The sequence below is a fragment of the Mesorhizobium sp. LSHC420B00 genome (assembly GCF_000503055.1).
In the GTDB taxonomy this organism is placed as follows: Bacteria; Pseudomonadota; Alphaproteobacteria; order Rhizobiales; family Rhizobiaceae; genus Mesorhizobium.
Genome location: NZ_AYVY01000018.1, coordinates 112555 through 137183 on the forward strand (window position 1 = coordinate 112555; position 24629 = coordinate 137183).

The following is a 24629-nucleotide window of genomic DNA, read 5'->3' on the forward strand; positions in this document are numbered from 1 at the left end:
CCCGAAGTAAGTCTGACTGATGTTTCACTCAGTCGCACTGGCACTTCCATGACGAGATCTGATCGTTCCACAGGTCGCCGACATAACGGTAGCTGCCGCGAAACACTTTGCTGTCTCCTTGATAGTCCCGATGCTGATAGGCGCGAATGCCGCAACCGTTCCTCATTCTGAAAGACGAGATCTTATCGTTCCAGCCGCCACCTACATACCTCCAACCCCTCCCGGCGTTTTGAGTAATGGTTGCGCCACCGAAATCCCGGTGTTCATAACCAATGCAGTCGTGCCTTCTTGGCCCGCCTGGCTCTGGCGCCCCCGCAGCTTGCGCATCAAGAACGTTTGAGGTGGTGAGTCCGAGGCCTGTGAGAACAAGGACAACATGCAGTTTTGAAACCATGACCGATATCCTTTCTGTTTTCGCCATTGGTTGGCGAACATCCGTCTCATGGATCGGTTCTTTGCGCATCGGACGTTCGTTCTACGCTTGTCGGTCATGAGATGAATGATGCAACCGCAGCCGACAGGCCAGGAACGCTCCTGAGAACGCCCAACTCGGCGTGCTCGGTTACCTTGGAAATGCATATCGCGTTCGAGACGGGCGTCGTCCCATCGTGAAGCATCAGTTGACCAGCGGCAAGCACTGGATCAGCGCCCCAGGCTCGTGAGCGCGAAACTCAATCTCAGGCAAAAGTTTGGTCGAGGCAGCCGGATCTCATAAACCGGCGTTTCGGCGCCAGCGACGCTCCCAGAACTCCCGGCACAGCAGCCCGGCATAGGCAGTGTTGGTGTCGTAGTAGCGGCGCCACAAGCGTCGCGGCTCCTGGACCACGCGGAACAGCCACTCCAGGCCGGCTGCTTGTATCAGCCTCGGCGCACGGGCAACCTTGCCGCCATAGACATCGAAACTGCCGCCCACGCCCATCACGAAGCTTGCGGCGAGTTCGTCGCGGTAGCGCTTGAGAAATCGCTCCTTACGCGGTGTCGGCATGGCCACCAGCAGGCAGTCGGCGCCCGACGCGTTGATCGCCGCGACGATCCCGGCCTCATCCTCCGGCTTGAAATAGCCGTTGCGCATCCCCGCTATGACCAGGCTCGGATGGTCCTTGGCAAGTCTCGCTACAACTGCGTCGAGAACGTGCTGTTCGGCCCCCAGCAGATAGGGCCTGAACCCACGCTTCGCGCAGAGGCTCAGCAGATTGATCATGATGTCGACGCCCGCCACCCGCTCGGGCAGCGCGACGCCACACAGACGTGCGCCCCAAAGCACGCCGATCCCGTCGACATTGACCACGTCCGCCCCTGCAACATCCTCGCGCAGTTCGGCATTCTGGCGCATGGTCACCAGCTTGGCGACATTCACGACCACATGATGCAGCGGCCGCCGCACGGTCATCGCCTCGTCGGCGATGGCCAGCGTCTCGGCCATGGTCAGCGCATGGATCGGTGCGCCAAGGAACTCCCGGCGCCGTGATGCCAACAGGGAATGCTGCGCCCAAGCCGGGTCGTGCGCGTTCATGCAGCCTGCTCCCTTGCGAGCGTCACTTGTGCGACTTCTGGTTTCTTGCCTTCGATACGGGCGTCGGGCTTGCGTGCCTTGCGCCAGGTCCATAGGCCCCTTGTATCGACGAGCTTCTTGTCCTTGAGCGCTTCGGGGTCTACCAGATTGAACTGCCGATGGTCGACCAGGAGGACGACGATATCGGACTTGTCGATGGCCGAAAGTGCGTCGGTGAACACGATGCCCCTGCCCTCGAGTTCATGCGGCAGCGCATTTGTGTTGGGTTCAGCCGCAATGATCTTCACATTGGGGTTATCGGACAGAAGCTTCACCACCTCGACGGCCGGGCTCTCGCGCAAATCGTCGATATTGGCTTTGAAGCTGAGGCCAAGACAGGCGATCGTTTGTTTGCGGGAGGGGTCGAGCAAGGCCTCGATATCCCTGACCACCGACATGGGCCGCTCGGAATTGATCCGGCGTGCGGAAGCCATCAGCCGCGTGCTGTTGGGTGCGGCGTCGATGATAAAATATGGATCGACCGCAATGCAGTGACCGCCAACGCCCGGGCTCGGCTGGAGGATGTTCACGCGAGGGTGCCGATTGGCGAGATCGATCACTTCCCAGACATTGAGCGACAGGTCCTGACACACTGCGGCAAGCTCATTGGCGAAGGCGATGTTGACGTCGCGGAACGCGTTCTCGGTAAGTTTCACCAGCTCAGCGCTTTCGGCCGTCGTCATGAACAGGTCGCCGGTGACGAAGGTTGAATAGAGTGCCGCGGTCCGTTCCGACGATTTGCGGGACAATCCGCCGATCGAGCGATCGTTATTGATCAGCTCGGTCAGCACCTTTCCCGGCAGCACGCGCTCGGGCGAATAGGCGACCAGCACATCGGCGTCTTCGCCATGCAGGACAGGAAATTTGAGGTCAGGCCGCAACTCGGCAAGCAGCCCGTTCATGATGCGTGTCGTGCCGACCGGCGATGTCGATTCCAACACAACAAGGTCTCCCCGCTTCAGCACCGGGGCGATGCTTCGTGCCGCCGCCAGCACGTAGGTCACGTCCGGCCTATGGTCGTGGGTCATCGGGGTCGGCACGGCGATGATATACGCATCCGCCGGCTGCGGCGTGCTGTAGGCCTTGAGCTTGCCGTTCGCCACGACCTTCTGGATCAGGCCGTCAAGGTCCGGCTCGACGATGTGGATTTCGCCGCGATTGACTTTCTCGACTACCGCTCCGTTCACATCGACGCCAATGACGTCGAGCCCTCGGCTGGCGAAAATGGCGCAGGTCGGCAGGCCGATATAGCCCATGCCGATTACGGAAACGGTTTTGATTTCAGCCATGATGCAGCAGTTCCTCAACAATCCGGTTACTGGCCCGGCCATCGCCATATGGGTTGTGTCGTTCCGCCATGCCGCGATAGGCAGCCTGATCGTCGAGCAGGCGATTGGCGTTGAACAGGATTTTCTCGACATCGGTGCCGACGAGGCGGGCGGTGCCGGCCACGATCCCCTCGGGTCGCTCGGTATTCTCGCGCATCACCAGCACCGGCTTGCCGAGCGAAGGCGCTTCTTCCTGCACGCCGCCGCTATCGGTAAGCACCAGATAGCTCTGCTTCTGCAGATACAGGAACGGCAGATAGTCCTGCGGCTCGACCAGATGGATGTTCGGCACGCCTTCCAGCTCTGCGTTGACCACCGAGCGCACATTGGGGTTTGGATGGACAGGGTAGACGATCTGCACGTCTCCGCGCGCCGCCAATCCTTTCAACGCCGTACAGATGCGCTGGATGCCGCCGTCGAAATTCTCGCGGCGATGGCCGGTGACGAGGATCATTTTCTTCGTAGAGTCGAGGAAGGGGAAACGGGCGGCGAGCTTCGCGTTCATCAACCTGTCGGCATCGATCGCGCTTGAAAAATGCAACAGCGTGTCGATCACGGTGTTACCGGTCACGAAGATAGTGCTTTCGGCTTTTCCTTCGGCGATGAGGTTGTCGCGCGCCTGAACGGTCGGCGCAAAATGCCAGGTGGCGATGTCGCCGGCAATCTTGCGATTCAGTTCTTCAGGAAACGGCGAGTTGATGTTGTGGCTGCGCAATCCTGCTTCGACATGAGCGACCGGGATGCGCTTGTAGAAGGCAGCCAGAGCCGCGGCCATCGCCGTGGTGGTGTCGCCCTGTACCATGACGATATCGGGCTTCGCCTTGTCTAGCACCTCGGCCATGCCCAAGAGCACGCGCGAGGTCACGTCGAACAGCGACTGGCCGGGTTGCATGATGTTGAGATCGTGATGCACCGGCAGGCCGGTCAGTTCGACAACCTGGTCGACCATCTCGCGATGCTGGGCGGTGATGCATATTTCGGTGATGAAGCCTGGATGAGCAAGGGCGGCGCGCGCCACCGGAAAGCATTTGAGCGCCTCCGGCCTCGTGCCGAACACGATCAGCAGTTTCCGCCTGGACGGCAGTTTTGGACGTGAAAGGACGTTCATTGCTGATCCTGGCCGCCTGCAGCACTCGAAACATGCCGACTATTGTCCGCAACAGCCATAATAGCGCCGGAAAACGCCTTCGTGATCTCAATTCTTAATATATGATTAACAACCAAGGCCGCGTTCTCCCGGGTTAACTCTTGTGAAAGGGTCGGGCTGACAAATAGTCTATGGTAGTAGTCTTGAAAAAGAATATATTGGATTGACTAATATTTTAATCATCGGCCACGCCGACGCATCCCGGCGCTGGGAAAATGAGCTTCTGGTGCGGTTGAGCGCGGCTGGACACGTTGTCTCGAGTTGCCGCGCGCCGACGCCTGAAGCCAACGCGCGCGGGATGGATAATGTGCTGGCGCTCGAGGGCCGGCGCTTCGGCCCCTCACTGGCAAGCCGTTCCGAGCCGTTGCCGTCCGGCGATACCGGCCCCGCCGACCTTATAGTCGATCTCACCGCTACCGCCGCACGACGGGGCACGCCTGTCCTGACGCTCGAATTTTGTGGCCGCAGCAGCTTTGCCGCAGGCATGACCGAGATACTGGCGAGCGGGCGGCTACCCGAACTCACCGCCCGCCTCGACGGCGTTGCCATCGCCAGGGCGCGNCCGAGATACTGGCGAGCGGGCGGCTACCCGAACTCACCGCCCGCCTCGACGGCGTTGCCATCGCCAGGGCGCGGCCGATGATCAGCGATCGGCTCTGGCTGTCCCGCAGCAGCAACGAGCTACTCGCCGGCGCCATCTCCCTGATTGCCCAATGTGTCGCCCGCTTTTCCACGGGCAAACTTGCGCCGATTGCCGAGAGCCCGGCGCCACCCCTGCAGAAAGGCGGATTTATCCGGCACTATCTGCCCTTTTTCGGCAGGGGATTGGTCGACCGTGCCGTGCAAAAACTGCGACGTGGCCGGCGCCCCTTCTATTGGCAGGTTGCTTACCGGCTGATCGACGGTCCAGGCGTCGCCGAAACCGGACAGCTGGATGGCAAGCCGTTCACCGTGCTTGCCGATGACGGGCAGCGATTCTACGCCGATCCGTTCGTTCTCGAACGCGACGGCCGCCACTATCTTTTTGTCGAGGAGTTCCCCTACGCCACCGGCCGCGGCGTGATTTCCGTCGCTGAACTTGGCGACGACGGCGTTTTCGGCGTGCCGAGGTTGGTGCTGGAGGAAGCGCATCACCTGTCATATCCGCAGGTGTTCGCCCACTCCGGCGAAATTTTCATGATTCCTGAAAGCGCTACGGCACGCGAACTGGTGCTCTACCGTGCCGTGCAGTTTCCGGATCGCTGGGTACGCGATACGGTGCTGATCGCGGACAGGGATTTCAACGACGCCACGCTGCTAGAATCCGACGGCCGCTTCTGGTTGCTGGGGACGGAGCGGTTCGGTCACGGCAGCGCGTCGGACACGATGACCGTCTATTCCGCCACGGCGCTGCGTGGGCCTTGGGTAGCGCATGCGCTCAATCCCGTCGCCGTCGATCACTCGGCCACTCGGCCGGGCGGCGCTTTCATCCGTCAGGGCGACGCCTTGCTGCTGCCGGTGCAAAACGGCTCGAGAGCCTATGGCGGTGGCCTGGGGTTGATGCGGCTGGATCGGCTTAATGATTTCGACGTCCGTTTTGAACTGCCCCGCCCAATCGATCCGGGGCCGGCATGGGCGCGGGCGGGTATCCACACGCTCAATCGCGCCGGCGATGTCGAGGTCGTGGATAGCGCCGGCTGACCGGATCCGAGGTCCGTGCTTAACGAGACCCGGCCGGGTTTGGGTGGGATGCAGCGGCCGAAGGCATGCTCTCGAGCTGGCCTCTATCGGGCTGCTTCCTATAGGCAAGCAGCAACACCACAATAATCGCGATTTCAGGCGATTTTGATGAGAGCGCGTTGTTCGACAGCGCAGCAAGCAGGAAGGTGATGATGCCTATCCATGCGGGCAGCGGCGCCCCGCGCAGCAGCCGAAAAACGAACCAGAATATCAGCACCGTAAAGAGCACGGCTATGGGCAGGCCGAAGAGCATGACGATGACCACCGGCGCGCTCTCGATGAACGGCAGATGCAGCTTCTCGTTGACGATCGCCAGGAGTTCGTCGCCGTTCATGCCAAACAGGATGTCTTTCCAGCTGACAAGTCCGAACACCTGGTAGATCGTCACCCGCGCCATAAAATTTTGGTCGAAAATGGTGTTGCTGAACCGGTTCAGCAGACCGCCAGCAAACAGCATCGCAACAAGCACCGCGCCGCCTGTCATAGTGAACATCAGCACGACAAATTTGGCCTGCCGCTCATACTTGAGCGACAGGCCCGGCCAAGGCACGAACAGCAGCAGAATGAGGATTTCTCCGGCAGCGAGCAGAAGCGCGGCGCGAGCGCCCGATGCAGCACAACCGACGACCAATACGAAAATCGCCACCACCCGCACCCATATGCGCCAGCGCGTCAGCGGTACGAATCCGATGACTGTGGCGCAGAGCGCGCCTAGTGACAGCGGATGGGCCGCTAGGCCGATCGGCCTGAACTGCAGTTCGTTGATGCCGTAAGGCAGGAATCGATGTTGAGTCACCGCTTCGATAGTGCCGATCACGGCGCTCAGGATGGCCATTCCAAGCACTACGTCGCCCAGCGCCCGCCGCGACTCCGCGTTTAATGCCAGCATCAACAGGCCTGTGGCGCCGGCCACCAGATAGGTATCGATGATGAACCCGGAGGAGCCCGCACGGCCGGTAATGAACAGATAAGGCACCAGCGCGAACATCAGCACCGAATAGCGCATCAACGCCTTGAATATTCCAATTTCGTCGCCCTGCAGCAGAAACGGTCGGCTGAAAAGAACGACAGCAAGCAGCAGGAAGATCGCGTAAGTGCCGAAATGCAGCTTCTCGTAGAACGAGCCTCCCTGGGCCGTATAGTCGACGACCATGTTCATCACCTGCGGCGACACCGTAAAGCGCAGCAGGAACGCGAATGCGGCGCATAGGAAAAACAGCAGCGACAACGCGTTTTGACGGCGCGCCTGGCTGGACAACAATCGTTCCGATGCGGCAGCAGGATAGCTCATGGCCCATCCAAGTGAAGGTATTCAAACGGCATTCCGGCCACGAGATCCATTCAAGAGACTGCCGAACGGATGCGGCGTGTGTGTTGTCAAAATATGCCGGGCCATGCGTTTGCCACAACCGTTAAGTTCGATGCCCGGACGTTTGCACGGTCTCCTTATTTGTTCCCCGTGGCAGCGTAAGGAAGCGATGTGGCTCTAACCTTCCTTCTGCCGTTCAGAATGAGAAGAATCGGCTTCTCGATCATCTGGTGGATCACCAGGCTGGCTATGCAGGCAGTCACGATGCTGACCACCGAGACCAGCAACACTGTTGCCGGATGGTCGTAGCCGATGGTGCGCCTGGCCAGGTAGGCTACGGCGCCGATCACGAAGATATGCGACAGGTAAAGCGCGTAGGAGGCGTTGCCGAGCTCTTCGAGCAGGCTCCAGTGCTTCAGTTTCGGTTCCAGAATGAGGCCAAGGTGAAGCAGGCTGGCGGCCCACATTACCTGCCCCGCGAAGCTGATCTGGCTCATCAGCGGCGTGCCGTCATCGACGAATGCAAGCAACACGCCTGCAGCGGCCATAGGGCCGAGTAGCCAGACATGGCGTGTGTCGGAAGCAAAGCCGCCGTCCAGATAGCGCCGGCCTATCCACATGCCGACGACGAAGGCCACCGGCGAAGCGTTCAGATAGAACTGGAGAACAGGGTTGGTGGGAGCTATCAACAGCCCGGCCAGCCACATCGCAATGAAAAAGACCGTCAACACAAATGCGCGCGCGGTCACCGATAGGAATGCGAGCACCGCGAATGCGATATAGAAATAGGCCTCATAATTGAGCGTCCAGCCGAGTGACAAAATTGGGCTGACGCCATCTCGTTCCGGCGCTTGGTGGACAACGAAGAACAGCGACTGGAGATAATGGGGCCACGTAAAGACGGTCTTCTGGAAGAGACTTGGTGCAAGAGCTGCCAGAAGTGCGGCGACGCTTGTGAAAAGCCAGTAGAGGGGGATGATCCGGATCGCTCGGCGTTTCAGGAAGGTTGGAGCAGAGAAGGGACCGCTCCCCGTAATATAGACCATTATGAATCCGCTAATGACGAAGAACAGAATGACACCAAGGCGGCCCGCAGTCACGATAATCGGATTATCTATGCCGATCTGGTAGGAAAAAGCGTGCGCGAACAGAACCAACAAAGCGGCGCAGGCGCGAAGATACTGGACCGAATAGAATTTCGTCACGTTCCTCTCCTGCAATTGCAGGCGACTGACGCCATCCTGCAGGTCGCGGTCAGTGCTTCAGATGTCATTCAAAAGGCATTGCCATCTTTTCAATACAACCGCGCCGTTAAGTGCGCGTTACCGATTTCATGAAAATCACTCACCGGTTGCGGACGCAAATCGGGCGACGGCAAGAATGCGCGCCAAATTCTGGGCAACGAATCCCTTCAACGTCCGCCGGACGGAAGGGGGGATGAACGGCAAAATGGGCCAGCTTGGAAAATAAGATATTAACGATGTTTCTGTAGAGCAGGCCAAGCGTAACGATTTAACAAGGGTTGTCACCATGTCTGCCGGTTCCGGCACACCCCCCATCTCCGCGACGGCTTCCAATAACAGTGCGTTCGAGCGTATCGCCAATGCGCGGCGCAGGGCGATGCTGCAACAGCACGACCCAGTCGCGGCGCGCAGCTCCGCACCGGTGACGCCGCAACCATCCGAGCCTGTCGCGACGGTGACCCTGGACAAGATCGGCGATTTCCTCGAACTCGATTTTCGACGCCTGTTCGTCTGGCTGCGGGCCGGTCTCGCCCTGGCGTTCATGCTGGCGGTAATCGGCGGCATTGTCGGCGGCGCCTATGCATTGCTGAGCAAGCAGCGTTACACCGTCACGACAGAGGTACTCATCAACCCCTCCAATTTGCAGGTTGTGGAAAACGACCTCTATTCGCAACCGGGCCAGGTCGATAGCCAGTTGCTCAGCACGCGCAGCAAGCAGCGCATCTTGACCTCGGGCAACGTGCTTTCCCGTGTGGTGGACGAACTGAATCTGACTCACGATCCAGAGTTTTTCGATCCAGACCGGAGCACGTCTACGTCTGGCGCGGTGGCGAAGCCCGACCCGAAGCTTATCGCCTTGAAGAACCTGGCGGACCGGGTAAACGCCGCTGCGGACCCAACCTCGTTTGTCACAACCCTCTCGGTATCCGCGGAAACCACTGCCAAAGCGATCCTGATCTCGCAGGCCATAGTCAAAAACTTCCAGGAAGAACTGGCCAAGGCCGAAGCTGCCGGTGCCAGCCGTGCCGCGGCTGCCCTCGATAGCCGACTTGGCCAACTCAAGAGCGACGTGCAGGCTGCCGAAGAGAAGGTCGAGAGCTACAGGCGCAGCCACAACCTGTCCTCCAGCAACGGCCAGCTCGTCAGTTCGCAGACGATGACGCAGCTCAACGGCGAAATCGTCGATGCGCAATCGCGCGTCATCGCCGCGCAGGCAAGTTACGACGCCCTGGTTGCCTCCGGGATAAATGGGGCCAATCCCGACCCCACGGTTTCGGAAGCGCTCGCGGCGCTGCGCGACAGGTCAAACAGCCTGCGACAGCAGATCGACTCACAGTCGATGACCTTCGGTCCGCGCCACCCGACGATTGTCAGGCTGAGGACGGAGCTCGAGACCGTCAACTCGCAACTCCGAGCCGAGTTCTCCCGCACCGTCGGAACGGCAAAGTCCAGCCTGGACAAGGCCAGGGCCTCGTTGGCCTCTCTCAACGCCAGGATGAACGATCTGAAGAGCAACGTTTTCACCGACAGCGAGTCCGAAGTCGCCCTGCGTGAGCTTGAACGCGATGCGGCCTCGAAGAGAGCGGTCTATGAGAGCTTTCTGTCACGTGCGCGCCAAATCAGCGAGCGCGAGCAGATCGACACCACAAACGTACAGGTGATTTCGACCGCGGTGCCCCCGCCAGGGCGCTCATGGCCCCCGCGCACTGCCCTGGTGGCAGGCGCAGGAGCGTTCGCAGGCTTTGCCCTGGGCATGCTGCTGGCCATTGGCATGGGCATTATCCGCGACATGCGCCGGCCGCCGAACAGATCAGACCTTGCTGCCAGCCGAGCCTGAAGCAAGGCATGGCGAAGCGCATCGTTTTCCACATCGCCAGCCTGCGAGGCGGCGGCGCCGAGCGTGTCTTCGTCCTGATGGCAAATGAAATGGCGTCGCGTGGCCACGAGGTCACGCTTTTTACCTGGAACGCGCAAGGGCCTAACGCGGCGCTGCGCTCCGCCGCCGTGCATCTGGTCGACTTCGGCCTTCTCTTGCGCGGCGAGGGTTACGCCAAGTCGGCGACGCTAAAAGGCATCGTGCGAAGCGCAAATTTGTTCCGCCGCCTTGATCCTGATGCGGTCTATAGTGCCCCGGAATTCGCCAATCTGGTCATGGCGCTGTCACTCATGTTGGCCAGAAGCCGCGCAAAATTCTTTCCAAGCTTCCACGCCGCCGCCTCGCTGCCTGCGAGCGGCCTCGGCGCGAGGCTGGCGATCTGGCTTTCCGCGCTGGTTGCAGCGCGCGCGACCAAAGCCATCGCCGTTTCGGCGGGTGTCGGCCGTGACATCATCGCCCGCGGCTTCCCCGAATCCAAGGTCGTGGTCATCAGCAACCCGCTGCCGCCGGCTGAAGCACCGCAGGGGACTTCCTATGCCTGGCAGGCAAAATTGGCAGCGATGGGATATGGCCCGGTCATCGCCACCGCCGGGCGCCTGGTGCCGGTCAAGGACCACCGGACTTTGCTGCGGGCCTTCGCTGCCCTGCGCGCCGGCCGCCGTGCCCGGCTTGTCATCTTCGGCGAAGGTCCGCTGGCTGCCGAATTGCACGCCTATGCCGAAGAGACCGGCATCGGCCCTGACGTGCTCTTTGCCGGCTACGTCAACGATCCGGCAGCCTGTTATGCCGCAGCCGATCTGTTCGTCCTTACATCCACCAGCGAAGGCTTTGGCAACGTGTTGGTCGAGGCCATGGCTGCCGGTGTCCCGGTAATCTCCACCGATGCTCCGCATGGCCCGCGCGAGATACTCGGTGACGGCCGTTTCGGCACCTTGGTGCCGGTCGGTGACGCCGCAGCCCTGGCGAAGGCGATGGCCGAGATGCTGGACCACCCCACCCCTGCTGCCGTCCTGAAAAGCCGGGCGGCGGATTTCACAGTCGACAAGATTGGCGATCGGTACGAAGCCTTGCTCTAGTTGTCGCGCCCGGCCAACAGATCGCGGTGGCATCCAGCCGCAGCTGATGGCCGGCACGGAAGTCCTGGCTGATTTCGGCGCAAGCAAGTCACATCAAGCCAGAAAACCGGTTGCGCAAACGTTTCGATGGCGCTAGCTTTCGGAAAGTCACAACGGCCGCCCAGGCGGATTCAAAGATTGTGAGACTGGGAAACGCAAGATTCGAGGAGGAGCGTGCGTGCGCTTGCCCGTCACCACGTCGAGCGCGACAGCTCCGCGATGACGACGATCGTCGAGGTCGCTCGCAGGGCAGGCGTGTCGGTGTCGACCGTTTCACACGTCGTCAATCAAACCCGCTATGTCTCCCCGGCCACTGCCAGATCGGTGAGCGAGGCGATCGCTGCTCTCGGCTATATGCCCAACAGTGTCGCACGCTCGCTAAAGCTGGCCTCGACGAGCAGTGTCGGCCTGGCGATTTCGGCGATCTCAAACCCCTATTTCAGCGACATCATCTGCGCCGTCGAGACCGAGTGCGCGCGCCTTGGCCTCATGGTGTTCCTGTCGGATACGCAGGACGATTCCGACAAGGAACTGGCTGTCGTCCAGGCACTGCACCAGCGACGCGTCGACGGGATCATCCTGGCGCCCTCTGCCGCGCCGCAAGCTGCATTGCGATATCTCTCGGAACGGTCCCTGCCCTGCGTCTTGATCGACCGACTACCTGACGATCGCTTTGATCAGGTCGGTGTCGAGAATTTCGAGGCCATCCGCGCGCTGATCGACCACGTCGTGTCCTTCGGACATCGCCGCATCGGTTTTGTTGCCGGACAGCGGGGATTTGCCACCACGCTGGAGCGCATGAACGGATTTCGCGCGGCACTGGAGGCCAACGGCCTGGAGTTTGTGCCGGACTACGTCGTGACGGGAAACGCGACCACCGCCAGTGCGAGCACCGCCGCCCATGCGCTGTTGTCGCTGCTGGTGCCTCCGACTGCCCTGGTGACCGGCAACAATCTGTCGACGATAGGCGTGATGCGCGCGGTCCGTGAGCGAGGGCTCACTGTCCCCAGGGACATATCGGTGGTCGGCTTCGACGATTTCGAATGGGCCGATTACTTCGAGCCGCGACTGACGCTGGTCGAACAGCCCTGCGAGGATTTGGGCCGGCAGGCAGCCGCGTTGCTGATTGAGCGGATTGGACTTCCAGATGGCCAACGACGCACGGTTCGCCTTGAGCCAACGCTGCGCCTGCGCGCATCCTGCGGAAGACCNGACCGGCATGACTTCGCCGCTTCTGACCATGAATGGCGTCGTTAAACGTTTCGGTGGCGTTCACGCTTTGCGCGGCGTCGATTTCGAACTGCGCGTGGGCGAGATCCATGCCCTGCTGGGCGAGAACGGCGCTGGCAAGTCGACATTGATGAACATCCTGTCCGGTGTGCACGCCCCTGACGAAGGAACGATCACGATCGATGGCGCACCGGTGCATTTTGCCAATCCGCGCGAAGCGCAGGCCGCCGGCATCGCCACGATCTTCCAGGAACTCGATCTCGTGCCTGGCCTCGATGTCGCGGCCAATCTTTTCCTCGGTCGCGAGTTGGTGAAGCCCGGCGGTTTTCTCGATGTCGCAAGGATGCGCGAAGAAGCCCGCACCCGGCTGACCGCCATCGAGTTGGACATCGATGTCGAACGGCCCGTCGGCGAACTGTCGATCGGGCATCGTCAGGTCGTGGCGATCGTCAAGGCACTGTCCTATGCATCGCGTGTCCTGATCATGGACGAGCCGACGGCGGCCCTGACGGTCAGCGAGGTGGACAGGCTCTTCACCATCATGCGCAAGCTCAGTGCCACCGGCGTGGGCATCATCTACATCTCGCATCGGCTTGAGGAGGTTCCCCAAGTTGCGGACCGGGTAACGGTGATGCGCGATGGCCGCGTGGCCGGGACGACAGCCCCGGACGCACCACAGGCCGAACTGGTCAGCCTTCTCGTCGGCCGGCCTCTGGAGGACCTTTACCCGAAACGCACACGCACCGCAGGTCGCCGGCTCCTTCATCTCAAGGACGCCCGTTTCCATCCCGCTCGAGCCAGCGCCGGCTGGCAGGTTCCCCAAAACGTTTCGCTCGACGTGCATGAGGGCGAAATTGTCGGCCTGGCGGGCGTCATGGGTGCCGGTCGTACCGAGTTGCTCAGCGCGCTCTATGGCACCGGCCTGGCCGGCCGTTGGGCCGGCACCGTCGAGGTCGACGATCGCCCGGTGCGCCTCGAGTCCATCAGAGCTGCGCGCAGGGCCGGCGTCGCCCTCGTCACCGACGACAGGCGAGGAAGCGGGCTGATGCTGCGTACAGCGGTCGGCCGCAACCTGGTCATGTCGGTGCTGCGACGAATCTCGCCGCGCGGCTTCATGTCGATTGCACGCGAAGCAGCCGCTGTGGCGCGCTCGTTCGGCCAATTCGACATACGACCGCGCAATGCGGCCATGCCGGTCGGCGCGCTGTCGGGCGGCAACCAGCAGAAGGTGGTGCTCGCCAAGGAGATCCTCGGCAATCCGCGGCTGCTGTTGCTGGATGAACCGACGCGTGGCGTCGACGTCGGCGCGAAGGCGGAAATCTATGCCAGGCTTCGCGATCTGGCATCGCAAGGCCTCGGCATACTCGTCGCCTCGAGCGAAATGCCTGAGCTGATTGGCCTATGCGATCGCATCGTGGTTCTTCGGGAGGGCCGCAACGTGGCGGAATTCGAGCGCGGCGTCGATGAACACACGGTGCTTGCCGCCGCAACCGGAAAGGCCTCCTGATGTCCGACACCAGCACGGCGGATACCGAAATGCCGAGCGGCAAGACAGCTCAGAAGCGGCGCGATCCGCTTGCACTCATCGTCCGCTTCCAGAGCCTGATCGGCTTGGTGGTCGTCGTGATCGGCGGCATCATCTTCTCGCCGCGCCGGCACGGACAGATACTGTTCATCGCCCCGGACAACATCGCCAACATCGTACGCGCCGTGTCCGAGACCGGCATCATCGCGATCGGCATGACCTTCGTCATCATCACTGCGGGGATCGACCTCTCGGTTGGCGCTTTGCTTGGCCTGGCCAGTGTCGTCACGGCCACGATGATGATCAATGGTGGCGTTGGCCTCGTGCCGACGATCCTTGCCGTGCTTCTTGCCGGCGTGGTCTTCGGTGCCGTTCAGGGCTCGATCTCGACGCGCTTCCGCCTTGAGCCCTTCATCGTCACCCTCGCGGGCCTTCAGGCCGCGCGCGGTCTGGCCCTGGTCGTCTCGGGCAACGAGTACATCAACATCTCCTATGGCGACGGACCCGGGCTTGCCCCTCCGGTATTTGCCATTCTGGGCGAGCGCTTGTTCAACAATGTGGTGCCGGTGGCAACCATCGTCTTCATCGCTTTTGCGGCGATCGCCACAGTGGTTCTCAACACGACCCGCTTTGGCCGCTATGTCTTTGCCATCGGCGGCAATGAGCGGGCGGCGCGCCTCTCGGGCGTTCCGGTGTCCGCCGTCAAGATCACCGTCTATGCGATCACCGGCTTCGCGGCCGCTCTCGCCGGCATCGTCCATGCAGGGCAGTTCAACTTCGGCAGTGCCAATGACGGCGCCGGTTACGAACTTACCGCCATCGCCGCGGTCGTCATCGGCGGTACCAGCCTGTTCGGTGGAGCCGGATCGATGGTCGGCACGGTCGCCGGCACGATCATGCTCGGCGCGCTCGCCAACGTCCTGCAACTCAACAACATCACACCCGCCCTGCAATTGCTCGCGACAGCCGCGATCATCATCCTGGCGGCGGTTCTTCAGTCCCTCGTCCGTCGCCGCGAAGGTCTGGTCCGTTAAGTGGGCGACATTGGAAGACCCCTGAACGCCAGCTTACCCGGCGTCGGGAGAGTGAAGCTCAGCAAACCAACAGTCGAGCCAAGGGCATCGACAGGAAGGAAACAACCATGGTTATCAGGAGCACACGCAATAGCAGACAAAGGGCCTGGCAAACGTGTCTGCTTGCCGGGACCTTTCTCGCAGCCGCCGGAGGGGCTCAAGCTGCGGAACCATTGGTCAAGGCTTGCTCCAAGACCGGCGAATTCGTAATCGGCTTTTCTCAGGCCAACAATGCCGAGCCGTATCGCCAGCACGTCAATGACGAACTCACCGCCGCCGCCAAGGCAGTGTCCCAGTTCACCTTGCAGATCGCCGATGGCGCCGGCAGCGTGAACACCCAGACCTCACAGGTCGACAATTTCATCACCCAGAAGGTCGACCTGCTGCTGATATCGCCCTTCGAAGCATCGCCGCTGACGCCGGCGGTGAAGCGGGCCATGGAGGCCGGCATCCCCGTCATCGAGCTCGACCGCAAGACGGTTGGCGATCCGGGCAAGGACTACACGGCTTTTATTGGCGGCGACAATTACAAGATCGCCTTCGAAGCCGGCAAATATACCGCCACGAAACTGCTTCCTGACGGCGGTGAAGTTGCCGTTCTGGAAGGGCTGCCCAGTTCGACCCCTGCCGTGGAACGGCTCAACGGCTTCAAGGACGGCGTCAAGGAGAACGACAAGATCAAGGTCGTCGCCGAGCAGGCGGCGGACTGGCTGCCGGACAAGGCACAGACGGCGTTCGCAGCCATGCTTCAGGCCAATCCCGATATCAAGATGGTCTACGCCAGCAACGACATGATGGCCGCCGGAGCGCGCCTTGCCGCCAAGGGCGCCGGCAAGGAAGGGCAGATCAAGATCATCGGCACCGACGGATTGCCAGGTCCTGCCGGCGGCATCCGGGCCGTTGCCGAAGGCGAATGGGCTGCAACCTTCACTTATCCGACGGGCGCCAAGGAGGCGATCGATATGGCAAAGTCGGTTCTTCTCGATTGCGCCACATCCGTCGAGCCGACGGTCACAGTTGCAACGACGGCGATCACGCCGGAAAACGCCAAGCAGATGATGGGTAACTGACAAAAGTGCCATGGCGATTGCGGTGCGGAGGTCGAATGGCACCTCCGCACCGTCGCAACGCCTCATTTCCGCCCATCGGCCGGTCTTCGGCAACGGCGAGGGTCTCCAGGGTCCAATCAGATCGACCGTCGGTGCGCTCCGAAACAGCAAGAATGGAAGCCTCGGAAGGCCGCCATTAACTGTTCGTTAACCATGCCGGGCTAGCCTTAACCAATCAGTAAGGAGTCGCCTCTGTGACCTGCGTCGCTCCCATCCAAAACAAGTCCATACGCTTTCGAGCGCGCTCGTTTGTAGCCTTCACCCTCACCCCTGAGGCCCCGTTGGGGGAATGGCTGCAAAGCCTGGATCACTGGACCGAAAACTCTCCCGGCTTCTTTGCCGGTCGCCCGGTCGTGCTCGACCTGAATATGCTCAAGCCCGAGGCGGGCGAGATCGAAGATCTGGTCTCACAGCTCGCGGAGCGCGGGATTCGCATCTACGCGATCGAGGCGGACGGCAATGTTGGTCTCGATGCTGATCTGCCGCCGCTCCTCGTTGGCGCCAAGGAGGCCACCGCTGACGCGCTTTACGTGCAGCCGGACCCAAAAGCCGCCGCTGAGGCCAAGACGGAAGAGCCGGAGGCGCCGAACTCATTGATGATCAAGGCACCGATCCGCTCCGGCCAGTCGATCTTTCACCCCGATGGCGATGTGGTCATTGTCGGCTCCGTCAGTTCCGGTTCCGAAATCATCGCCGGGGGGTCGATCCACGTCTACGGCACGCTGCGTGGGCGTGCGTTCGCCGGCGCCACGGGAAATTCTGCGGCTCGTATCTTTTGCCGGAAAAATGAAGCCGAACTTCTGGCGGTAGACGGCTGGTACCGCACCGCCGAGGAGATGGACGCCTCCTCGCGGGGAAGGCCGGTACAGGCCTTTCTCGAGGACGGCGCACTTTGCGTCGCACCGCTCAACTAACAACATTGGAGGCACAAATATGGGCAAGGTAGTGGTTGTCACATCCGGCAAAGGGGGTGTCGGCAAGACGACCTCGACGGCCGCTCTCGGCGCGGCGGTCGCGAAAACCGGCAAGCGGGTGGCCCTCGTCGACTTCGATGTCGGCCTGCGCAATCTCGATCTGATCATGGGCGCCGAGCGGCGCGTGGTTTTCGATATCGTCAACGTCATTCAGGGAACTGCCAAGCTTTCGCAGGCGCTGATCCGTGACAAGCGGCTCGACACGCTGTTCCTGCTGCCGGCCTCGCAAACGCGCGACAAGGATGCCCTCACCGAGGAAGGCGTCGCCGATGTCATCGACAAGCTGCGATCGGTTTTCGACTACGTCTTCTGCGACAGCCCCGCCGGCATAGAGCGCGGCGCGCAACTTGCCATGCGCTTTGCCGACGAGGCGGTAATCGTGACCAACCCGGAAGTGAGCTCGGTCCGCGATTCCGATCGCATTATCGGCCTGCTCGACTCCAGGACGATGAAAGCCGAGCAAGGTGAATCGATTGCCAAACACGTCCTCGTCACGCGCTATGACGCTGCCCGCGCTGCCCGCGGCGAGATGCTCAGCATTGATGACGTTCTCGAGATCCTGTCCACGCCTCTGCTGGGAATAATTCCCGAGAGCCAGGACGTGCTGCGCGCATCCAATGTGGGCGCGCCGGTTACGCTCAGCGAAAACACCAACCCCGCCGCACGCGCCTATATCGACGCGGCAAGAAGACTCGAGGGCGAGGACCTGCCGGTCGTTCTGCCTTTCGAGCGGAGGGGCCTCCTCGACCGGCTGTTGGGAAGGAGGGCAGCATGAACCTGCTCGATATCTTCAAGCGCCGCGGCAGCGCGCCCGTGGCGCGCGAGCGCTTGCAACTGCTGTTGGCTTACGAGCGTCGAAGCCGCAACCAGCCCGATCTCGTCTCCGTGTTGCGCGAGGAGATCATGGCGGTGATCGCCCGGCATGTTCAGGTCGACCAGGATTTCCTGCAGGTGAGCATGGATCACGGCGAAACGACGTCGAGATTGGAGATCGACATCCAGATCCCCAACAAGATCGCAATGCCCATGGCCGCGGCGTTCTAGCGGAATCCTCCAGTCAGGGCTCGCGTCGGCTGCTGCCGAGGTTGCGGCGCCGTGATTGGCGTGTTCGACCCGGTCGCCACGGGCAAGTCACGCAATAACCACTGCAACCACCGCCTCACCAAAACCCCGCGGCCGTTTCCAGCCGCGGGGGCGCCTTGGGAGGGCCTTTCGAAACCCGTGGTCAAATGTTGGCGAGCAATTCGTTGACGCGGCTTTCCATGTCGGCAAGGGCGGTGTCGACGTCCTTCTGGCCACTGATTGCTGCACTCATCTCTTCGCCGATAATGTCCTGGATCGCAAACTGGCGCTGTACGGCCGACGGCAGCGGCTTGCCGAGGTCGGCGACCGCAGAGATCGTGTTGCGATGCGGCAGGGCCTTGAAGGCGTCCGAGGTGATGACGGCCTTGTAGGCGGGCAGGTGACCGGTGCGCGACCACTCAAAGTCGTTGTCGGCGAAGAACTTCAGGAATTTGCCGATGGCCGCGATCTGTTCAGGCGTGCGGTCTTTCTGCGACACGGCCCAGGTGTGGCCGTCGGCATATTGCGCGTGGGTGCCGCCAAACAGCTGCGGATACGGATAAACCGCATAGCCGCCCTTGTTGAGCGCCGTACCCTTGGTTTCGGACTGGGCGTTGTAATCGCCGACCACCCAGGTGCCGTTGAGGTGGACGCCACCCTCGCCGGCAAGGAAGGCATTGATCGAGCCGCCATAATCGAGGTCCTTGGTGGTGTAGCCCTTCTCGAAGATCGCCTTGTACATCTCGACGACCTTCTTGGCTTCCGGCGTATTCAACTTCACATGCTTCGGATCGGCAAAGAAATCGGAATCCTGCTGGAAAAGATAAGTGTAGAGATTGCGTGTGTAGAGCGCAGTCTCATTGGTCAGGTTCTGGACGAAATAAGGCTTGCCCGTCTTCTGCTTGAACTGTTCGGCCTGGGCGAGCAGTTCCTCGGGCGACTTTGGAAAAATCGGCGTGCCGTCGGCACTGACGAGGCCGGCTTGTTTGAAAAGATCCATGTTGACATGATAGAGCATCGTCCAGCTGTCGATCGGCAGGCCATAGATCTTGCTGTCTTTGGTGGCGCCATTGCGCGCCGCGTCGGTGAAGGCGTCGGGTGTCACGCCGACTGACTTCAAGAGATCGTCGAGCGGCATCAACAGGCCCTTCGACTGATAATCCGACAGTACGGATTCATGGATCGTGACGATGTCCGGAGCGTCGCCTGAAGCGAACTGCGCGGTCAGCTGATCGTAGCCGGGCCATTCCACGGTGGTGACGTTGACGTGGACATCGGGATTGTCGGCGTTGAACTTGTTGATCAGCGAGGTGATGATTCCGCATTCGCCAACGGCTTTGGTGGGATCGGTGTTGGTGCCGAAATCGGCATCGCAGGCGCCGAAAAAGCGCTGCACGCTCAGTTCCGTGGCCGCGAAGCTTGGATTTGCGAGCATCATTGCGCCCGCAGAGACTGCGGCAAACAGCATTTTCTTCAGTTTCATATCAGTTCCTCCTACTGAGTTTCCGCCGCTCCACCCTGGATTGGCCTTCGTGCTTCAATCGCTGCGCATTCCCCCCGGCCGTCAGGCAATCTTCGTTATCTCACCGCAGCGCCGGAGACCGCCGTGACGATGTATTTCTGGAAAAACAGGTAGACGATCAGGATCGGTGCACCGGCAAACACCGCCTGCGCCATCAGGAAGCCGATGCCTTCGGACTGGGCGAAGTTGGTCTGCGTCGAGGCCATGCCGACCGTCAGCGTGAACATGTCCTTCCTCGTTGCCGAAATCAGCGGCCAGAAATAATCGTTCCACGCGCCGAGAAAGGTAAAGATGCCGAGCGTTGCCTGCGCAGGCAGCGTGAGCGGCAGAAGCACCTTCCAGAAAATCCTGAGCCGGCTGGCGTTATCGAGCATGGCGGCTTCGTCCAACTCCTTCGGGATGGCTTTGAAATACTGGGTCATCAGGAAGACGCCGAACGGAGCCGAAAGGCCCGGCAGAATGAGCCCTTGAAAGGTGTTGTGGAACTTCAGCATGCTGAAGATCTGGTGACGGGCGACGAGCACGGCCTGCTCCGGGACCGCCAGGCCGAACAGCACGATCACGAACAGCACGTCTCGGCCGGGGAAATTCAGCCGTGCAAAGCCGTAGCCGGCGAGCGACGACAGGATCAAGGTGCCGAGCGTCAATCCGCCCGAGACGATGATGCTGTTGCGCACCCAGATGAACACCGACGAGGTGCCGACCGTGTTGATGTAGTTCTTCAGCGTATAGGGCGCGTGAAACACCGAATTCGGATCTGCCATCAGCTCCGCATTGTCCTTGAGTGACAGGCCGATGACCCACAGAACCGGCGCGATCATGACGATCGAAAGCAGGAGGACCAGGGCCAATAACAAATGGTCGCCAAATGCCCGTCCCTTGATGGAAGCGGCTGGAGCGCTCATGCCTGGTCTCCCCTGCTGCGTGTCACCAGGTACTGGGCCATGGCCGCGATCAGGATGAGGATGAACAGGATTTCCGATGCAGCGGCGCCCAGGCCGAGATCCCAGCGGCGGAATGCGGTGTCGTAGATGTAGAGCACGATCGGCTTGGTCAGGTTGTTCGGACCGCCCCGCGTCATCAGCCAAGCCTGGCCGAACAGCTGGAATTGCAGCACGATCTGGATAATGATCACCAGGATGAAGGTCCGCTTGATCGACGGCAGCGTGATCGAGCGTAGCGTCTGCCAGCGATTGGCATTGTCCAGCGCCGCCGCCTCGTAGATATCCTGCGGAATCTGCTGGAGCGCCGAGAGAAAGAGCATCATCGGCAGGCCGATGCACCACCAGATGGTGGCAATGGCGATGCCGACCATCGCCAGGTTGGGATCGGAAATGAAAGCCGGCGCGGTCGCGCCGAACCATCCGTAGATCGTCGACAACAGGCCGACATTCGGAATGAAGACGATGCGCCAGATCAGCGTGACGATGGTGACCGACAGCACCGACGAGGAAAAGAACAGCGTCCGCAAAACCGCAGCAGTGCGCGTCCGGCGATTGAGGCAAAGCGCCAGGAAAAGACCGATCAGCGCCAGCGTCGGCACCGTCAGCAGCACGAAGTAGAAGGTGTTCCAGATCGATTGCAGGAAGACCTTGTCGTGATACAGCCTGACGTAATTGCCGAAACCGACAAAATTTCCGGACGAGAACGTGTCGGCCTTGTGGAAACTCAGCCACATCCCCCAGAGCAGCGGGAAGAGCAGCAGCGTCGTGAAGAAGAACAAGAATGGCGCAACGAAAATGAAGTTTCGCCATTGCGGCGCATAGATGTCGGCGGTCGGCGTTCTGGCGCCGACAGCAAGCGTCGCGGTCGGGGACATCGCCAGCCGGTCAACCATCTCAGGCCTCCCTCGCATGCCAGGCGCGGCCGGTCTCATTGAACAGATGCGATTTCTGGCCGTCGAAGGCGAGCCCGATCCTGTCGCCGACGGCGACGCGACTGTTGCCGGCATCGGAACCGACTATCTGCTGGCCATCGCCCAGCCGCGCGTAGATTAGGGTGCGTTCGCCGAGCCGCTCGAGCACATCGACCACGCCATCGGCATTGCCCTGTCCGGCGGCAACGATACGGACGTCTTCCGAACGGATGCCGAAAGTGTACTTGCCATCGGTCAATTGGCTGGAGGCGATCTCGGTCTGCACCGAGATGCCGTCCGCAAACCTGGCCGTGGCGTTCTCGCCGGATTTGTTGAGCGTCGCATCAACGAAGTTCATCGCCGGCGCACCGACGAACCCTGCGACGAATTTGGTCGCCGGACGCTCGTAGATCTCCATCGGAGTGCCGATCTGATCGATCTTGCGATTGTTCATGACGACGATGCGGTCGGCGAGCGTCATTGCCTCGACCTGGTCGTGGGTGACGAAGATCATCGTCGACTGCAGGCGCTGATGAAGCTGGGCAAGTTCGATGCGGGTGCGGGTGCGCAACGCCGCATCGAGATTGGAGAGCGGCTCGTCGAACAGGAACGCCTTCGGCTCCTTGACGATCGCACGGCCGATGGCGACGCGCTGGCGCTGACCGCCGGAGAGCTGGCCCGGCTTGCGATCGAGCAAATGCGGCATTTCGAGGATGCGGGCGGCTTCGTTGATGCGCGCCTCGATGACCTTGCCTGGAACGCCGATATTCGCAAGCCCGAAGGCCATGTTGTCGCGCACCGTCATATGCGGATAAAGCGCATAGGACTGGAACACCATGGCAATGCCGCGCTTGCCCGGCGGCAGATGATCGATGCGCTCATTGTTGATGGCAATCTCGCCGCTATCGACAGCTTCGAGACCGGCAATCATTCGAAGAAGCGTCGATTTTCCGCAACCGGACGGCCCCAGGAACACGATGAATTCGCGTGCCCTTATGGAGAGCGACAGATGATCCAGCACCGTCATGGCACCGAACTGCTTGCTCACGTTTCTGATCTCGATATCGGCCGTCACGTCGACGCTCCTCCTCAGCGCTTGCGCTTGTCTCGATGATCCGCCTGAACTCAGAGCCTCAGGCGAATGACCTGGTAGGAATAGGCCGGCAGCGACAGGCTCAGCTTGCCGCCGGCGAGTGAGGCGCCCTCACCCTTCCTTGGGCCGACATTGCCTGGGTTCTCGGCCGAATTGACGGCTTTCAGATCGGCGTGCGCCACGACCCGGTGATCGACGATTTCCGCTGCGCCGAAGCCGGTGAGGTCGACCACTGTTTCGATTGCCTCGCTCGAATGGCGGTTGACGGCGAAGAAGGTGACGTGGCCGGTCTTCGTGTCGTGCACGCCGGCAATGTCGACGTAGGCGACGTCGCCCGCAACGGTGGATTTATAGGTCGGGCTTTCCACCTTGAGATCTAGCGCATTGCCGCGGCCGTAGTTAGAAGCAAACAGATAGGGATAAAAAATCGTCTGCCGCCATGCCGGGCCATTCGGAACGGTCATGATCGGCGCGATGACGTTGACCAGTTGTGCCAGGCAGGCGATCTTGACGACATCGGAACGGCGGATGAAGGTGTTGAGGATCAGGCCGACCTGCAGCACATCCTCGAAATTATAGATGTCTTCGAGCAACGGCGGGGCGAATGGCCAGCCGTCGCTGCCGCCGAGGATTTTCTTGTCCTGCTCCTTGGAATGGTACCAGACGTTCCATTCGTCGAACGAGATGTAGACCTGCTTGTTGGAGCGCTTCTTGGCCTTGATATAGTCGATGACGCCGGCGACCGAGACAATGTAGTCGTCGAGCTTTTCGCTCATGGCGAGATAGTTCGAAGCGTCGTTGGCTTCGTTGTCGAAATACATGTGCAGCGAGATGTAGTCGACCTCGTTGTAGGTATGGTCGAGAACCGTCGCTTCCCATTCAGGGTAGGTCGGCATCTTGGCATTCGAAGAGCCGCAGACCACCAACTCGAGCGACTTGGAGAAGGCGCGCATTGCCTTGGCCGTCTCATGCGCTAAGCGGCCATACTCGTCCGCGGTCTTGTGGCCGATCTGCCAGGGGCCGTCCATTTCATTGCCGAGGCACCAGAGCTTGACGTCGAAGGGCTCCTTGCGGCCATTGGCGATGCGTTTGTCGCTCCATTTACTGCCGCCGGGATGGTTGGCGTACTCCAGAAGGTTGCGGGCTTCGTCAAGGCCGCGCGAGCCGAGATTGACGGCAAGCATCATCTCGGTGTTGGCGGAGGTGCACCAATCGGCAAATTCGTGCAGGCCGACTTCGTTGCTTTCCGACGTATGCCAGGCGAGGTCGAGCCGCACCGGGCGCTCTTCCTTGGGGCCGATGCCGTCTTCCCAATTGTAGGCGGAGACGAAATTGCCGCCGGGATAGCGGACGATCGGAACATTAAGTTCTCTGACGAGATCGATGACGTCCTGACGCATGCCATTGGCATCCGCCGTCGGATGGCCTGGCTCGTAGATGCCGGTATAAACTGCCCGCCCGAGATGCTCGATGAAGGATCCGTAGAGCCTCGGATCGATTTCCGAGACAACATAATGCGGATGTGCCGTAACGGCTGCCTTCATGCATTCCTCCCATCGATATCACAAACGATGATTTAAATCATCTTGCCCGATATCAAAGAGGAATTGGCAGCTCTTCGTCAAGCCAAAATAGCCAAAAGTAGGACAATTAGACGAAGGTTTTGGCTCAGCAGAAAGCCAGTTCATTGAAATTGCTGCGTTATCTTCAGAACCCGGTTTCATGATATCAACCAGTTTTGATCCGGAGCAGGATGTCCTGATCGTAATTTCCAAAGCCCTTGCCGAAAATGTTGATCCCGCCGGGGCGCTTGGCGTCGTCCTTGACGCCGATACGGACGCGGATTGAATGATGGCTCTTCAGATCGAGTGCGGCGAGGCCGGTTTCGGAAATCCT

The 24629-nt window shown here is 60.9% G+C and carries 22 protein-coding genes and 1 pseudogene; 10 read left to right on the plus strand and 13 right to left on the minus strand.

The genetic code is table 11. The features are described from left to right. Positions 1-28: 28 nt before the first annotated feature. The 4 genes from X760_RS76550 to wecB all read right to left on the minus strand — a co-directional run bounded on the left by X760_RS76550 (position 29) and on the right by wecB (position 3988). A complete protein-coding gene (locus X760_RS76550) occupies positions 29-463 on the minus strand; it encodes a peptidase inhibitor family I36 protein (RefSeq protein ID WP_156948150.1) in 435 nt (144 codons plus the stop codon). Positions 464-709: 246 nt separating this feature from the next. Continuing rightward, on the minus strand, positions 710-1513 hold the full coding sequence (locus X760_RS62035) for a WecB/TagA/CpsF family glycosyltransferase (RefSeq protein ID WP_023720694.1): 804 nt from the start codon (positions 1511-1513) through the stop codon (positions 710-712). Then, positions 1510-2841 carry a UDP-N-acetyl-D-mannosamine dehydrogenase gene (wecC, locus tag X760_RS62040; protein WP_023720695.1) on the minus strand — a complete coding sequence of 444 codons (1332 nt, stop codon included), beginning with the start codon at positions 2839-2841 and terminating at the stop codon, positions 1510-1512. The genes X760_RS62035 and wecC overlap by 4 nt, the downstream gene beginning before the upstream one ends. Then, positions 2834-3988: a UDP-N-acetylglucosamine 2-epimerase (non-hydrolyzing) gene (gene wecB / locus X760_RS62045; RefSeq protein ID WP_023720696.1), complete on the minus strand. Its 1155-nt coding sequence runs from the start codon at positions 3986-3988 to the stop codon at positions 2834-2836. The genes wecC and wecB overlap by 8 nt, the downstream gene beginning before the upstream one ends. 678 nt (positions 3989-4666) lie before the next feature. Here wecB and X760_RS62050 point away from each other — a divergent pair. Next, complete coding sequence (locus tag X760_RS62050) at positions 4667-5707, plus strand: hypothetical protein (protein ID WP_023720698.1); 1041 nt, start codon at positions 4667-4669, stop codon at positions 5705-5707. A gap of 19 nt (positions 5708-5726) precedes the next feature. Here X760_RS62050 and X760_RS62055 read toward each other — a convergent pair whose 3' ends face one another. Continuing rightward, complete coding sequence (locus X760_RS62055) at positions 5727-6974, minus strand: VpsF family polysaccharide biosynthesis protein (RefSeq protein ID WP_245278650.1); 1248 nt, start codon at positions 6972-6974, stop codon at positions 5727-5729. Positions 6975-7192: 218 nt separating this feature from the next. Then, positions 7193-8260 (minus strand): acyltransferase, encoded by a 1068-nt coding sequence (locus X760_RS62060; RefSeq protein ID WP_023720700.1) that lies wholly within the window; start codon positions 8258-8260, stop codon positions 7193-7195. A gap of 325 nt (positions 8261-8585) precedes the next feature. On the opposite strand from X760_RS62060, the gene X760_RS62065 reads away from it, so the two are divergent. From X760_RS62065 to minE, 9 genes are all read left to right on the plus strand, one after another. Next, positions 8586-10136: a GumC family protein gene (locus tag X760_RS62065; protein ID WP_023720701.1), complete on the plus strand. Its 1551-nt coding sequence runs from the start codon at positions 8586-8588 to the stop codon at positions 10134-10136. An 8-nt stretch (positions 10137-10144) separates the two neighbouring features. Beyond that, on the plus strand, positions 10145-11251 hold the full coding sequence (locus tag X760_RS62070; protein WP_023720702.1) for a glycosyltransferase: 1107 nt from the start codon (positions 10145-10147) through the stop codon (positions 11249-11251). 258 nt (positions 11252-11509) lie between these two features. After that, complete coding sequence (locus X760_RS62075) at positions 11510-12547, plus strand: LacI family DNA-binding transcriptional regulator (RefSeq protein WP_031194492.1); 1038 nt, start codon at positions 11510-11512, stop codon at positions 12545-12547. Next, on the plus strand, positions 12510-14027 hold the full coding sequence (locus tag X760_RS62080) for a sugar ABC transporter ATP-binding protein (RefSeq protein WP_031194493.1): 1518 nt from the start codon (positions 12510-12512) through the stop codon (positions 14025-14027). The genes X760_RS62075 and X760_RS62080 overlap by 38 nt, the downstream gene beginning before the upstream one ends. Then, positions 14027-15079: an ABC transporter permease gene (locus tag X760_RS62085; protein ID WP_023720705.1), complete on the plus strand. Its 1053-nt coding sequence runs from the start codon at positions 14027-14029 to the stop codon at positions 15077-15079. Before X760_RS62080 ends, X760_RS62085 begins: the two co-directional genes overlap by 1 nt. 107 nt (positions 15080-15186) lie before the next feature. Then, positions 15187-16188 (plus strand): substrate-binding domain-containing protein, encoded by a 1002-nt coding sequence (locus X760_RS62090; RefSeq protein ID WP_031194494.1) that lies wholly within the window; start codon positions 15187-15189, stop codon positions 16186-16188. Positions 16189-16421: 233 nt separating this feature from the next. After that, positions 16422-17141 carry a septum site-determining protein MinC gene (gene minC, locus X760_RS62095; RefSeq protein WP_031194495.1) on the plus strand — a complete coding sequence of 240 codons (720 nt, stop codon included), beginning with the start codon at positions 16422-16424 and terminating at the stop codon, positions 17139-17141. Between the two features lie 19 nt (positions 17142-17160). Beyond that, positions 17161-17976: a septum site-determining protein MinD gene (minD, locus tag X760_RS62100; protein ID WP_023720708.1), complete on the plus strand. Its 816-nt coding sequence runs from the start codon at positions 17161-17163 to the stop codon at positions 17974-17976. Continuing rightward, positions 17973-18245, plus strand: coding sequence for a cell division topological specificity factor MinE (gene minE / locus X760_RS62105; RefSeq protein WP_023720709.1), 273 nt, complete (start codon positions 17973-17975; stop codon positions 18243-18245). Before minD ends, minE begins: the two co-directional genes overlap by 4 nt. 181 nt (positions 18246-18426) lie before the next feature. Here minE and X760_RS62110 read toward each other — a convergent pair whose 3' ends face one another. The 7 genes and pseudogenes from X760_RS62110 to X760_RS78075 all read right to left on the minus strand — a co-directional run. Beyond that, a complete protein-coding gene (locus X760_RS62110) occupies positions 18427-19746 on the minus strand; it encodes an extracellular solute-binding protein (RefSeq protein WP_023720710.1) in 1320 nt (439 codons plus the stop codon). Between the two features lie 95 nt (positions 19747-19841). After that, on the minus strand, positions 19842-20690 hold the full coding sequence (locus tag X760_RS62115) for a carbohydrate ABC transporter permease (protein WP_031194496.1): 849 nt from the start codon (positions 20688-20690) through the stop codon (positions 19842-19844). After that, positions 20687-21604, minus strand: a complete 918-nt coding sequence (locus X760_RS62120; RefSeq protein ID WP_051409714.1) for a sugar ABC transporter permease — start codon at positions 21602-21604, stop codon at positions 20687-20689. Before X760_RS62120 ends, X760_RS62115 begins: the two co-directional genes overlap by 4 nt. A gap of 19 nt (positions 21605-21623) precedes the next feature. After that, positions 21624-22715, minus strand: a complete 1092-nt coding sequence (gene ugpC, locus X760_RS62125; protein ID WP_023720713.1) for a sn-glycerol-3-phosphate ABC transporter ATP-binding protein UgpC — start codon at positions 22713-22715, stop codon at positions 21624-21626. A 50-nt stretch (positions 22716-22765) separates the two neighbouring features. Beyond that, positions 22766-24277 carry an alpha-N-arabinofuranosidase gene (locus X760_RS62130; protein ID WP_023720714.1) on the minus strand — a complete coding sequence of 504 codons (1512 nt, stop codon included), beginning with the start codon at positions 24275-24277 and terminating at the stop codon, positions 22766-22768. Between the two features lie 18 nt (positions 24278-24295). Then, positions 24296-24457, minus strand: coding sequence for a hypothetical protein (locus tag X760_RS76555; RefSeq protein ID WP_156948152.1), 162 nt, complete (start codon positions 24455-24457; stop codon positions 24296-24298). Between the two features lie 4 nt (positions 24458-24461). Continuing rightward, positions 24462-24629, minus strand: a pseudogene (locus tag X760_RS78075) (transcriptional regulator); the annotation flags it as partial.